The sequence below is a fragment of the Acidaminococcales bacterium genome (assembly GCA_031290885.1).
Classification (GTDB): Bacteria; Bacillota; Negativicutes; order Acidaminococcales; family JAISLQ01; genus JAISLQ01.
The window spans coordinates 1-12,531 of the sequence record JAISLQ010000061.1 but is presented as its reverse complement, the minus strand read 5'-3'; the positions used below and the strand labels follow the sequence as shown (position 1 = coordinate 12,531).

15 protein-coding genes are annotated in these 12,531 nt (G+C 57.1%); 9 read left to right on the top strand and 6 right to left on the bottom strand.

Annotation, left to right across the window (positions count from 1 at the left end; all coding sequences use genetic code 11):
* The 7 genes from LBO03_07465 to LBO03_07435 form a co-directional block, all read left to right on the top strand.
* Positions 1 to 504, top strand: a 504-nt coding sequence (locus LBO03_07465; GenBank protein ID MDR3349426.1) for an autotransporter outer membrane beta-barrel domain-containing protein, incomplete at its 5' end; no start/stop codon positions are given.
* Between the two features lie 579 nt (positions 505 to 1,083).
* Positions 1,084 to 1,317 carry a hypothetical protein gene (locus tag LBO03_07460; protein ID MDR3349425.1) on the top strand — a complete coding sequence of 78 codons (234 nt, stop codon included), beginning with the start codon at positions 1,084 to 1,086 and terminating at the stop codon, positions 1,315 to 1,317.
* On the top strand, positions 1,314 to 2,117 hold the full coding sequence (locus LBO03_07455) for an MBL fold metallo-hydrolase (protein MDR3349424.1): 804 nt from the start codon (positions 1,314 to 1,316) through the stop codon (positions 2,115 to 2,117). Before LBO03_07460 ends, LBO03_07455 begins: the two co-directional genes overlap by 4 nt.
* Positions 2,114 to 3,223 carry a trypsin-like peptidase domain-containing protein gene (locus tag LBO03_07450; protein MDR3349423.1) on the top strand — a complete coding sequence of 370 codons (1,110 nt, stop codon included), beginning with the start codon at positions 2,114 to 2,116 and terminating at the stop codon, positions 3,221 to 3,223. Before LBO03_07455 ends, LBO03_07450 begins: the two co-directional genes overlap by 4 nt.
* A gap of 7 nt (positions 3,224 to 3,230) precedes the next feature.
* Positions 3,231 to 3,710 carry a 23S rRNA (pseudouridine(1915)-N(3))-methyltransferase RlmH gene (rlmH, locus tag LBO03_07445; GenBank protein MDR3349422.1) on the top strand — a complete coding sequence of 160 codons (480 nt, stop codon included), beginning with the start codon at positions 3,231 to 3,233 and terminating at the stop codon, positions 3,708 to 3,710.
* 46 nt (positions 3,711 to 3,756) lie between these two features.
* On the top strand, positions 3,757 to 4,866 hold the full coding sequence (locus LBO03_07440; GenBank protein MDR3349421.1) for a DUF362 domain-containing protein: 1,110 nt from the start codon (positions 3,757 to 3,759) through the stop codon (positions 4,864 to 4,866).
* 15 nt (positions 4,867 to 4,881) lie between these two features.
* Positions 4,882 to 5,727, top strand: a complete 846-nt coding sequence (locus LBO03_07435; protein ID MDR3349420.1) for a DMT family transporter — start codon at positions 4,882 to 4,884, stop codon at positions 5,725 to 5,727.
* A 48-nt stretch (positions 5,728 to 5,775) separates the two neighbouring features.
* Here the strand turns inward: LBO03_07435 and fabG are convergent, their stop codons facing one another.
* A complete protein-coding gene (gene fabG, locus LBO03_07430; protein MDR3349419.1) occupies positions 5,776 to 6,495 on the bottom strand; it encodes a 3-oxoacyl-ACP reductase FabG in 720 nt (239 codons plus the stop codon).
* Between the two features lie 90 nt (positions 6,496 to 6,585).
* On the opposite strand from fabG, the gene LBO03_07425 reads away from it, so the two are divergent.
* Both LBO03_07425 and LBO03_07420 read left to right on the top strand, forming a co-directional pair.
* Positions 6,586 to 6,993 carry a hemerythrin family protein gene (locus LBO03_07425; protein ID MDR3349418.1) on the top strand — a complete coding sequence of 136 codons (408 nt, stop codon included), beginning with the start codon at positions 6,586 to 6,588 and terminating at the stop codon, positions 6,991 to 6,993.
* 87 nt (positions 6,994 to 7,080) lie between these two features.
* On the top strand, positions 7,081 to 7,320 hold the full coding sequence (locus LBO03_07420) for a hypothetical protein (protein MDR3349417.1): 240 nt from the start codon (positions 7,081 to 7,083) through the stop codon (positions 7,318 to 7,320).
* A gap of 150 nt (positions 7,321 to 7,470) precedes the next feature.
* Here the strand turns inward: LBO03_07420 and thiD are convergent, their stop codons facing one another.
* From thiD to LBO03_07395, 5 genes are all read right to left on the bottom strand, one after another.
* The gene (gene thiD, locus LBO03_07415) at positions 7,471 to 8,316 is read right to left on the bottom strand and encodes a bifunctional hydroxymethylpyrimidine kinase/phosphomethylpyrimidine kinase (GenBank protein ID MDR3349416.1); all 846 of its coding nucleotides are present in this window, start codon (positions 8,314 to 8,316) and stop codon (positions 7,471 to 7,473) included.
* A 214-nt stretch (positions 8,317 to 8,530) separates the two neighbouring features.
* Positions 8,531 to 8,842 carry an MjaI family restriction endonuclease gene (locus LBO03_07410; GenBank protein ID MDR3349415.1) on the bottom strand — a complete coding sequence of 104 codons (312 nt, stop codon included), beginning with the start codon at positions 8,840 to 8,842 and terminating at the stop codon, positions 8,531 to 8,533.
* 15 nt (positions 8,843 to 8,857) lie between these two features.
* Entirely contained in the window at positions 8,858 to 10,141 is a 1,284-nt protein-coding gene (locus LBO03_07405) for a hypothetical protein (GenBank protein ID MDR3349414.1), read from the bottom strand.
* Between the two features lie 113 nt (positions 10,142 to 10,254).
* Positions 10,255 to 11,157 carry a glycyl-radical enzyme activating protein gene (locus LBO03_07400; GenBank protein ID MDR3349413.1) on the bottom strand — a complete coding sequence of 301 codons (903 nt, stop codon included), beginning with the start codon at positions 11,155 to 11,157 and terminating at the stop codon, positions 10,255 to 10,257.
* An 8-nt stretch (positions 11,158 to 11,165) separates the two neighbouring features.
* Positions 11,166 to 12,531 (bottom strand): hypothetical protein (locus LBO03_07395; GenBank protein MDR3349412.1); only part of this gene is annotated, 1,366 nt, incomplete at its 5' end.

Here is a 12,531-nt window from a genome sequence, read left to right as displayed (position 1 = left end):
CGCGTCGGGCAGGTCAAGACCGACTTCACCCAACATAGCGGCAACCTCGCCGGCTCGACCTACGACGCCAAATCCGTCTACTATGGCCTGCACCTCGGCGTGGGCTACATAAAGGAACTAAAGGGCGACGCCGCCCTCGACCTTTACACCAAGATCCTCTATACGCGCGCGGGCAGCGACTCGGTGAGCGTGCTGGGGCACCCGGTGGAACTTGACGCCGTAACCTCCCTGCGCTGGCGGGCGGGCCTAAGGTATACCAAGGCGGTAGGGGAAAAGAACGAATTTTACGCTGGGCTGGCCTACGACCACGAATTTGACGGCAAAGCCAAAGGGACGGCTGAAGGGTCGCCGATCGAGTCGCCGAAGATGAAAGGCGGCACCGGCATAGGGGAACTCGGCGTAACCTTCAAAGGCAAGAACAGCTTGGTCGACCTCAAAGTGGAAGGCTACACCGGCAAGCGCGAAGGCGTGGGCTTCGCCGCGCAGTTCAAATGGTTCTTCTAAAGGCGGGCGCTGCCTGAACCTTTCTTTGGATGGCTCGGCTTGCCTTTTGGGCAAGCGCCGAACGCGCCCCCTAGCAAAGCCCGCCCATCAGGCAAGGCGCGGGCGGCAAAGATTTCGCGTATCCTTCTGGTTTGCGCTATATTGCCCTGCGCGGGGCTTGCCCCGCACGGCAAAGGCTCCCTGCTGCGAGCGGGGAGCCTTTTGCTTTCGCTGCGCGCAAGCGGCGCGGCCGGGGCGCTTTGCGCAAAAAACTTGCGGCAGCGTTATTTCCGCCCTTTTGCGGGACAACGGCGCGCAAAAGGGCTTCGCGCCGCCCCCTGCTTGGCCATGGCCGAACCTGCGCGGGATGCCCACGAAAACCGGCCCCCGGCGCGCGCCCGGCAGATAGCAAAAGAGGCGGCCCCAAGCCGCCCAAACAGGCTTTGGCGCAAGCCGGACTTTTGCGGCGGCGCGGCGCAAAGTGGTTCCCAACAATACTCAAGTAAATTTTTTGCAATTTTTGCTTGCAGATACTATAATAAAAAGCAATGGGAGCTTGTTTCTACGGTAAGCCGGCGAACGGCCAGAGAGGTGAAATTGATGGACGGCATTGCCCGATATATTGAACGCGCCGTATTGAAGCCGGGCGTTACGCCGCAGGAGATCGCCGCCGCTTGCGCGGAAGTGGAAAAGCACGGGTTTCGCGGCCTTTGCGTCAATTCCGGGCGGGCCGCCGGCGGCATACGCCCCGGGACGCGGGCCCTGCGCCTCTTAAAGGCGGGGGGCGGGTTATATCGGCACCAGCGCCGGGCCGATTTTTGCGGCCAAGCATGATGGGCGATTCTTTTCGAGTGCATGTCCTGGCGAGCGGCAGCAAAGGCAACGCTGTTCTCGTAGGCGCCGGGCGCACGACCATTATGATCGACGCCGGGATAAGCGCCCGGCGGCTTGAGCGGGAACTGGGCGGGCTGGGCCTTGGGGCGCGGGACTTGGCGGGCATATTCATAACGCACGAACATACCGACCATGTGAAGGGGCTTCCGGCGTTTGCGGAAAAATCGCAGGTACAGGTGTTTGCCCGGGAGGAAACTTGGCTGGCGCTCGAAGGCCTCAGAAAGATCCCGCCCGGCTGCCGCCGCCTTTTGCCCATGCGGGAGACCGCCGTCGGCGATCTTTGCGTAAGGCCTTTCGCCGTTTCGCACGATGCGGCGGCGCCGGTCGGCTTTAACATTTTTTACCGATCCCGAAAATGTTCGCTGGCTACCGATCTGGGCTTTGCCGGCGAGGAGGTAAAGGCCGCCCTGTCGGGCAGCGACGTGTTCATCGTCGAGGCCAACCACGACGAAAAAATGCTGGCCGGCGGCTCTTACCCGCCGGCCATGAAAAAAAGGATCGGCGGCGGCAAAGGCCACTTGTCCAACACACAAGCCGGGCGGCTGCTCGCCGAAGTGTGCGGCGGCAAAACAACGCAGGTTTTTCTCGCGCATTTGAGCCGGGAAAACAACCGCCCGGAGCTTGCGCAAAAAACCGTCGCGGACATTTTGGCCGGGCGCGGCGCGGCGGGCGCGTCCATATACGTAACGAGCCAGGAAGTCCTGGTAAGCAATTACGGCAGGGAGAGTGATGTGAAGTGAATGCTTTAAAGCGTTTATTGTCGCAATCGGCAAGCATTCTGACGGGAATGGCCATCGGCGTTTTTGTGCTCGGCTGCGGGCTGGCCGCGCCGGGCATTATCAACAATAATGCCGCCGGTTACGGGCAGGACATAAATAGCGCCAAAGCCCAGCCCTCCATATCGGCCGCGCGCAATACCCCGGTCGTGCGCGCGGCGCAAAGGGTCGCCCCGGCGGTCGTCGGCATAGCCAACAAGGGCTATATCAGGGACTTTTTCAGCGGACGCAAGGTGATTGTCGACCGCGGGCAAGGCTCGGGCGTCATCTTTGACCAGTCCGGCCTTATAGTAACCAACAACCACGTGGTGGAAGACGCGCAGGAACTGGTAATAAGCCTGATAGACGGGCGCACTTTCCCCGGCAGGGTGCTGGGCACCGATCCGGCGACCGATCTGGCGGTGGTCAAAATCGAGGGGGGCAAGGATCTGCCGGTCGCGCAATTTGGCAATTCTTCCGAAATAGTCGTGGGCGAACCCGCCATAGCCATAGGCAACCCGCTTGACATGGAATTTCGCGGCAGCGTTACGCTCGGCGTAATCAGCGCGCTCAACCGCACGCTGGAAATAGGCGACCAAAGATACCAGCTTTTGCAGACCGACGCCGCCATCAACCCCGGCAACAGCGGCGGCGCTTTAGTTAACGCCGACGGCCTGGTCATAGGCATAAACAGCGCCAAGATCAATTACGCCGGCGTCGAGGGCATGGGGTTTGCCATACCGATCGACGCGGTCAAGCCGATCGTCAAGGACCTTATCGAAAAGGGCAAGGTTACGAGGCCGTATTTGGGCGTAAACCTTTTGGACAGCAAAACGGCGGCTTTTTATTACGGCTACCGGTTTGAAAAGGGCCTTCTGATCAGCAGGGCGCTGGAAAACAGCCCGGCCGCCAAAGCCGGCCTGCGCCAAGGCGATATCATCGTCAAGGTAAACGGCGTCGAGGTAAACAGGGTGGTGGAACTGCGCGCGGAGCTGAACAAACTTTCCGTCGGGCAAACGGCGGAATTGTCCATCAGCCGCGACGGACGGCTTATAAGCGTGGCGGTCGCCCTGGAAAAATTGCCGGACTGATGTTTTTGTGAAAATAAACATCATCGCCATCGGCGGGCTAAAAGAAACTTATCTTAGGGCGGCGGCGGCGGAATACGTAAAAAGGCTGCGCCCCTATTGCTCTTTGTCCGTCGCCGAATGCCCAAAAGAAAAAGCGCCGGCAAAACCTTCGGCCGCCGACAGGGCCCGCGCGCTGGAGCAGGAAGGGGAAAGATTGCTCGCGCAGGTCAAGGGCGGCGATTTTGCCATAGCGCTGGATGTCGGCGGCGGCAAAATGTCGTCGGCGGAGTTTTCCGGCCTGCTGGCGCAAAACGCCCTGTCGGGCGGCGGCCGCGTGGCATTTTTGCTGGGGGGCGCTTATGGACTGTCGGACAAAGTGCGGCAAGCGGCGGATGTTCTGCTTTCTTTGTCGGACTTTACCTTTACCCACCAAATGGCGCGTTTGCTGCTGCTTGAACAAATATACCGGGCTTTCAAGATAATGAACAAGGAAAAATACCACAATTAGCCGCAGGCGAAACCGGGGGACGAATATACGCACGGGGGTATCTCTTTTGAAAAGCAAAGTTTATGTGGCCTACCTTAACGATGGCCAAAAACATCGCAGCAACCAGAAAAAAGTGGACGAGCTGTTTTTAGCGGCGGGTTTCGACAAGCTGCTTTCCGCGGGCGATCTCGCGGCCGTAAAGCTGCACGTGGGGGAGGCCGGCCTCGACACTTATATCAACCCGATATTCCTGCGCCCGGTAACGGACAGGATAAAAGCGGCCGGGGCGCACCCTTTCCTTACCGACACCAACACCCTTTATTCCGGCTCGCGCCATAACTCGCCGCAGCATATCATGACGGCCACGGCGCACGGCTTTGTGCCGGAAGTAACCGGCGCGCCTTTTATCGTGGCGGACGGGCTTAAAGGCGAAAACTACAGGAGAGTCGAGATTGGCGGAAAGCATTTTGCCAGCGCGGCTATAGCCACGGATGTGCTTGACGCCGATTTCATGCTGGTTTTCAGCCATTTCAAGGGGCATGAGCTGGCCGGCTTCGGCGGCGCGCTGAAAAACGTCGCGATGGGCTGCGCCCCGCCGATAGGAAAGCGCGAGCAGCACGCCATAAAAATGTACGCCAGCGGCAAAAAATGCGTCGGCTGCGGCCAGTGCGCAAAAATCTGCCCCGTGGCCGCCGTCGCCTTTGCCGAAGGGCAAAAGGCCAAAATAGATCCTGCTGTCTGCATCGGCTGCGGCGAATGTATGGCCGTTTGTCCGACAAAGGCGATCGCCCCGGATTGGAACGCCGACATAGGCGATTTTCTTGAGCGCATGGCCGAATACGCTTATGCCGCCTTGCTCGGCAAAAAGGGCAAAGCCGCCTATATTACCCTCGCGGCCTCGGTTACCCCTTATTGCGACTGCGTGCCTTGGAGCGACGCGCCTTTGGTGCCCGACATAGGCTTTCTCGCTTCCGCCGACCCGGTGGCCATTGACCAGGCGGCGCTCGATCTGGTCAACAAACAGGCGGGGCTGGCCGATTCCGAATACGCAAGGCCGGTCCCGCCCGGCGAAGATAAATTCCTCGCCCTGCGCCCCGCCGTGGACGGGCGGCGCGCGCTCGCCTACGCCGAGGAATTGGGCATGGGCTCGCGCGAATATGAGCTCATAGCCATCTGATGCAAAGGAAACAACATGCCGTTTAAAAAGCTGCTCAAAGTGGACGGACGGCGAAAAGCTTTGAGTTTTCTCGTCGTGAGCGCCATTATGTGGAGTTTCGGCGGCCTGTTCATTAAATATATTGAATGGAACTCTTTGGCGATTGCCGGCACGCGCGGCCTGATCGCCGCCTTGGCCGTCGCGTTGGCCTTGCCGGAGTCCGTGCGGCTGCCGCAGAACAAATTTGTCTGGCTTTGCGCCTTTTCCTACGCCGGCATGTGCGGCACGCTGGTTGTCGCCACCAAACTTACCACCGCCGCCAACGCTATATTTCTGCAATATACGGCGCCCATTTACGTTACGCTCATCAGCGCGTGTTTTTTCCGGGAGAAAATAAAGCCCTTGGACGCCATGGTTGTTTTGAGCACGGTCTTGGGCATGGCGCTGTTTTTCGTGGGGGACTTTTCCTTTGCAAACATCCTCGGCAACCTCGTCGGCATAATTAGCGGCGTTTGTTTTGCCGTCATGGTCATAGGCTTTCGTTTCATAAAAGAAGCGGAACCGGCGGCGGCCATCTTTTGCGGCAATGTAATATTGTTTTTGCTGTCGGCGCCTTTTATGGGCGGCCCCGCGCCGGAAGCGGGCGAATGGCTGGCGCTTATTTTCTTGGGCGTTTTCCAGATAGGGATATCTTACGCGATGTACAGCCGCGCCATTGTGCGGGTAACCTCGCTGGAAGGGGTTATCGTCCCCACTATAGAACCGATGCTGAACCCGCTCTGGGTATTTCTCTTTATCGGCGAACGGCCGTCCAACGCGGCGATTGTCGGCGGCGCCATCGTCTTGATGTCCATAACCTTTTATTGTTTGCGAAAAAAATGAAAAGCCCCGGACTGTCCCAGGCCGCCCGCCAAGGCCGGCAAAGCGGCGTCAAATATAAAACCCGCCGTTTACGTTGAGGACCTCGCCGGTGATAAAATCGTTGGCGGCGAGAAACAAGGCCGCCCGGGCTATGTCCTGCGGCCGCCCGATCCGGCCGAGCGGCGTCGCCTCTGTCAGCGCTTGCCGCTCCGCCTTTGCCAGGGCGCCGTTCATGTCCGTGTCTATCACCCCGGGCGCTATGCAATTAACGCGTATCCCGGACGGGCCCAATTCCTTGGCCAGCGCTTTTGTCAGGCCGACGATCCCCGCCTTGGCGGCGGAATAATGCGCCTCGCAGGAGCCGCCCGCGACCCCCCAAACGGATGCGATGTTGATAATGCAGCCGCGCTTTGCGCGCAGCATGTAGGGCAGGGCGGCCTGGGAGCATAAAAAAACGGATTTTAAATTTGCCGCCAGCATATTGTCCCAGTCGGCTTCGCTAAGTTGCGTGAATTCCTTTGTCTGCGCGATGCCGGCGTTATTGACCAATACATCCGTCTTGTCCGCCAGGGCGAACAGGGCGTCCACCTCTTTTTTCGCCGTAACGTCCGCCCGCGCGGGGATGAGCGTTTGCCCCGCCCGCGCGCAGCTTTCCGCCAAAAGGCGCAAAGGCTCGTAAGTTTTGTGATAATTGGCGTACACCCGGCAGCCTTCTTGCGCGAACAAGACGGCCGTTGCGTAGCCGATGCCCTTGGAAGCCCCTGTTACCAGGACGTTTCTTTCTGTCATGTCAACACTCTCCGCCTTGTTTTTATGCTGTTCTCAGTTTAAAACGCTAATAGGCCTTGCGCGGCAAAATAAATATCGGGAGAAGAAAAAATGCCTTACGAATGGGACAAAAGTTTGGAAACAGGCCACAAGATGATCGACAACCAGCACAAACAACTGGTTGCCGCCCTTAACGCGCTCATCGCGGCTTGCCGGAGCGGGCAAGGGCACGCGGAAGTAGCCAACACCATGGAATTTCTGGCCGCCTACACCATAAAGCACTTTGCCGACGAAGAAAAACTCCAGGCGCAATACGACTATCCTTGTTACCTTGACCATAAACGCTATCACGAGGAATTCAAAATTACGGTGCGCGGCCTGACCGAGGAACTTTTGCGCGAAGGCCCTACCGATGAGGTCGCGGACAAGATTTCCTCCGTCATCGGCAATTGGCTGGTCAACCATATCAAAGGCGACGATTTTAAAATGGCCGCCTTTGTAAAAACAATGGAAAAGTGACCCCAGCCCGCAGGGAAGGCGCCAAAGCAGGCGGCGGGCAAACTTTGCGCCGCCCAATTGAAGGAACTAAGCCGCAATTTAAACAGGATGGAAAAGAGAATCAACAGCGCTTTCCCCCAATACGAAGGAATGGCCGGCCCTTTGCCCGAGATGGACGCCGCGCCCGCAAACCGGGAAAATTTGCTGAAGATCTTCGAAGAATTGCCGCAAACGACAAAAGGGCAAGGCGATGCCGCCTTTCGGCGGAAAAGCAAAGAGCGCCCCAAAGAGGCGGCCATAGCCTTGGCCATGGAAAGCGGGGCGGCCGGCGGCAAAAAATGGGAATAAAAAAAGCGGTTGGCGGCATTAAAAACAGGCTGCGGGAAACCGTCCTATTGCCGCAAAACAACAAGGGCCGCAAGTGCCCACGGCCGGCGGCGGCGGCTTGTGGCAAACGGCAAGAATAGGGGGGCGCCTTTTCCCGGCGCATTTGTCCCCTTATTTTTTTGTTTGGCCAGGCGGCGCTTGCCGGCTCCCGTCCGTCGTTAAAAGGCCGGCCTTTGCGTACAGGCCGTAAAAGTGATGGGTCGGCCCGTTCCCCTTGCCGATGCCCGGGGCGTGCCGGATGGCATCCGTAACATATTCTTTGGCCCGGGCGGCGGATTCTTCGACGCCATAGCCCAGCGCCAGACAGGCGGCGATGGCGGAAGAATAGGTGCAGCCCGTGCCGTGGGTGTTTTTGGTGTTTATGCGCTCGCCGCCGAAACAATGGTGCCGCTCGCCGTCAAAAAGTACGTCGATGGCTTCCCCCGCCCCGTGCCCGCCTTTCACTATGACGTTTTTGCAGCCCATGCCGTGCATGATCTCGGCCGCCCGCCTCATGTCGGCAGGGTTTTTTATTTTCAGGCCGGCAATCGCCTCGGCCTCGGGAATGTTGGGCGTCAGCACGTCGGCGAGCGGCAGTACGGTACGGACGAAAAAAGAAACGGCGTCCTCCCGCATCAGCGGGGCGCCTCCCTTGGCGTACATCACGGGATCGACGACAATATTGTCCGGCGCGTAAAACGACAATTTCCCCGCCGCCGCCGCCATACATTCGACCGAAGAGAGCATCCCGACCTTGACGGCATCCGCGCCGATGTCCTCAAAAACCGCGTCCATTTGTTTTTCCACCATGTCCGGCGAAACGTCCTGTATGCCGATGACCCGGGCGGTGTTTTCCGCCACGACCGACACGATGACGCTCATGCCGAAAACGCCGAAGGCGGAAAAAGTCTTGAGATCGGCTTGCACGCCGGCGCCGCCGCTACAGTCCGAGCCGGCGATGGACAGGACTTTTTTCATTGCTTTTTGGCCCTCCGTTCGTATGCTGCGTATTGCTTGCCCATTTGTTTCAACAAAGAAAGGGATACCGGCAACCTTTTCCGAAAAGCACAAAGCGCGGCGCTTTTGGGGCCGAATTGTTATGGCCGGCTTATTCAGCGGCACTATGTCAACCAATCCCAGCAGGGTTTCCCCGGTCATTGCGGATGGCGGCAGACATTCGGCAGGAAGAACTTCACGGCAAATCGCTTAGGCCTTTCGTTGGTTTTTGCGACAACCGGGCTATTTCATTTTGTATGTCCACGATGACGCCAATGTTGACAATTTCCTTTTTGCCGTTAACTTTTGCCTTAATTTTTGTATAAAGCTTGCGCCCCAAGTCTTTTATATGCGCTTGCGGACGTACATTGGCGAAATAATACCCGCGCCATGCGTCGGCGGTTTTGGGCGCGCACTTTCGTATCGCTTCCGACACAGCGCCGACATTGCGCTTGAAATTAAGCTGAAACCGGTTCGTTGCGCTGTTAAGTATCCATTCTTTTGCCACTATGCCTTCCCCCCGTTACGCTTGGCCGCGAATCTTTAAAAATTTGTCCATGTGTGTAAAAGGCAAAGATATGTCAACGAACGCGTAACCATGTTTCAACAAATGGGCGTTTACAAATGTTTTGTTGTCAAGATAAACATAGGCGGGCGTCCCATTGTCTTTGTAGGGAACGTCTTCTTGCTTTAAGAATACTTTTCGCCCGCGCAGTTTTGACCAAAGAAAATCAATGGCGCTTTCAAGGCGCGACACATCCTGCTTTATGCCTATCAGCCTTATTACCGCGCCTGTATTGAGCTCTAGCGCCTCCGGCGATATGACGCGTTTCACGTTAAATAATTTAGCTTCCGCCACTTTAGCCGCTTTGCTTATTTTCGAGCCATACTGGCGCGTTTTTATGTCGATTGCCTTGTCGAGTTTATGGCTGTCAACAAAACGGTAAGGCAATTCATTCAACAAGGCTTCCCGATCGACGTATTTTTCCGTATCATAGACAGTTTTGACGCAAGCGGAACCGAACAACGAGTTTTCCTCGACCTTGCGTTGCATGACGGCAATAAATTCGGGATTAATCTCGTAATTGATTGAATTGCGCCCTAATTCCCGCGCGACTTTTGCGGTTGTCCCGCTCCCGGCGAAAGGATCGAGAACTGTCTCCCCCGCAAAAGAAAACATCTTGATTAAGCGGCGCGGCAATTCATCGGGAAACATCGCGAGATGTTTGTCTTGTTTTGTCCCCGCGAAATTCCAATGCCCATTAAAATAAGCGTTCCATTCCAAGTTGGTCATTATGGAGCGTTCTTTTTGTTCTTTTGTCGGGGTATGCCCCTTGCCCGGCTTTTTGAACAAAAGGATGTATTCAAAGTCAAGCCTGACAATCCCGTTTCGGGGATAGGGGAAACTGCCCATAACGGCGCCGCCGCCGGTAGTGTTCATGGTGGTGCTTTTTTGCCATATAATTTTACCCATAAAATCAAGTCCGACGGTTTCACAAAATCTGATTATCTCGCTATGGATAGGGATAACCTTATAACGCCCGTAATAAACCGAACGGGCGAATTGATCCCCCACGTTTACGCAAAGGCGGCAGCCATCTTTTAAAACCCTGAAACACTCTTTCCAAACAATATTAAGGTTATTTATATATGTTTCGTAATCATCGTCAAAGCCGATTTGCCCGGCAACCCCATAATCTTTTAACTGCCAATACGGCGGCGAGGTAATTATAAGATCAACGCTTTTGCCGGCGACGTCATTCATCGCGCGGCAATCGGCGTTTATTATTGTATGCGTCGTTTGCATGTCGCCTTTACGCTCCGTTTGAGATCTGATACTGTACCCAGATGGAAACCATACTGTCTTTGCGGCCAATTTACCTCTAAAGGGCACATGCTGAATCGGCCTTTTTCGCCTTGCTATTTGTACGAAACGGTCTTTACGCCGTTTTGGTGAAAAAGCCGGCGCGCGTCCTCTATCGCCGCCGCGTCCGGCACTGCGTATTGGTGAAATTCCCGCCCTTTCCCCAAAGCCCGGTACTTTTCCTTGCCCAAATCATGGTAGGGCAAAAGTTCCGCCTCGGCGCCGGGCAGACATTCTTTCATAAAACAAGCGGTCGCCAGCAGGTTCTCTTCGGTAAAGTTCAGCCCCGGCACGCAAGGCACGCGTATGGTAAGCGGCATGCCCAGCCTGAAAAGCCTGACCGCGTTTTTTAAGATGAGGCGGTTGTCCCGGCCGGTGAAAGCCAAGTGTTTTTCCCTGTCCATACATTTCAGGTCGAAAAAAACATGGCGAAAAAAAGGAAAAATGTCCGCCGCCCCCGCCCAAGGGAAGAACCCCGAAGTTTCCAGCCAGAGGTCTATTCCCGCCCGGGAAAGCTCTCTCGCCGCGCTTCGGAGGAAAGGCCGCTGAAACAAAGGCTCCCCGCCGGAAAAAGTAACCCCGCCGCCGGAATAACGGAAAAACACTTCTTCCCGGCGCGCTTTTTTCACGATTTCCGCAACGCCCATCGTCTGCCCCAATACGCGCAAAGCCCCGTTCGGGCATATCGCGGCGCAAAGGCCGCAGGCGCGGCAGTTTTCCCGCCCGCCGCCCGCGCCGGGGAAAAGCCCTTGCGGACAGGCGGACTGGCAGGCGCGGCAACCGGAACACTTGTCTTTATAACAAACCAATTTGGGCGCAAAAGTCCAGGTTTCAGGATTGGCGCACCAGAGGCAGCGCAGCGGGCAGCCCAAAAGGAAAACCACCGTCCGCACGCCCTCGCCGTCGTGGGGAGAAAAACTTTGCAGTTGCAGCACATGGCCCTTGGCGCATTTTGCCATGGCGCCGCTCAAAAGCTGTCGTGGGCGTTCCTGGCAATGATCGCCTCCTGCATCTGCGGCGACAGGTTGACAAATTGAGTGCTGTAACCGGCCACCCGCACTAAAAGGTCTTTGTGCATTTCCGGCGCGGCCTGCGCCTTGCGCATGGTTTCGGTGGAAACGGTATTGAACTGCACATGAAAGGCCCCCAAAGAAAAGTAAGCCCGGATCAAGGCGCCCAAGTTCCGCCGGCCGCGGCCGGTGGCGAGCAAATCTTCCCCTAACCGAAGGTTAAGGAGAGTGCCGCCCGTATGCACGTCGTGGTTGATTTTGCCGCTGGAGCGCATGGCGGCGAGCGGGCTTTCCACATCGCTGCCGGCAAAAGGGGACACGCCTTCCGTCAAAGGCTGCCCGGCCTTGCGGCCGCACGGCAGGGCCCCGATTACCCGGCCGGTGGGTATATAGTTGGAAATGCCCATAAAAGCCGTGTTGAAAGGCTGGCCGAAAATATCCTTATAGGCGCGCGTTTCCCGGTAATAACAGTTGGAGATGTCCACGGCGATCCTGTCCACATAGTCGTCGTCGTTCCCGTACTTGGGCGCGCCCAGAGCCTTGCGGCGCAGCAGGCCGAAGCCTTCCCAGTCCGCGTCCAGCGCGGCGGACAATTCCGCCATGGTCGCCGCCTTTTCCGTAAAGACCAATTTTTTGACGGCGGCCAAAGAGTTGGCCGTTATGGCAAGGCCAATGCCGGTCAGCACCGGCCCCACCCTGTAATGGGCGCCCCCCTGGCTTAAGTCTACGCCTTTTTGCAGGCAGTCGTCAACACAGGCGGACAAAAAAGGCCTCGGAACCATTTCCGCGTGCAGCCTTTGCGCCGTTATGGTAGCGATAACCGAATGTCTGATGAGGTTGAGAAATTGCCGGAGGAAGGCTTGCCATACCTCTTCGTAGGTCTTAAACAAAGACGCGGGCTTTTCGGGAAGGCCCATGATCTCTCCCGTCAGGCGGCTTTTCCCTTCGTTCAGGGCGTATTCCAAAGCGGCGGCGAAATTTACGTTGACGGCGGAAGTCCATTCCCCCGTCTTGCGAAAATGCGGCACTACGCAGCCGCAATTGCTCCAATCGCGGGCGTCTTCCGGCTCGTAGCCGGCCTTGAGCAGCATCTGCGCCCCGGCCTGGTCGTTGTGGATGGCGGGGAACCCGGTCCCGGTGGCGACAAGGTCGCAAACCGCCTCCAAAAATTCCGGCGGGCAATCGTTGTGAATGCGCACGCTGAGGCCGGGCTGGTGCGTGCGCACGCTGTCCGTGGCCTTCAGGCAAAGGTAGGACAGGGCGTTGGTAGCGTCAAACCCGTCCCTGGTCCTGCCGCCCACCGTAAGGTTCTGGAACTGATTG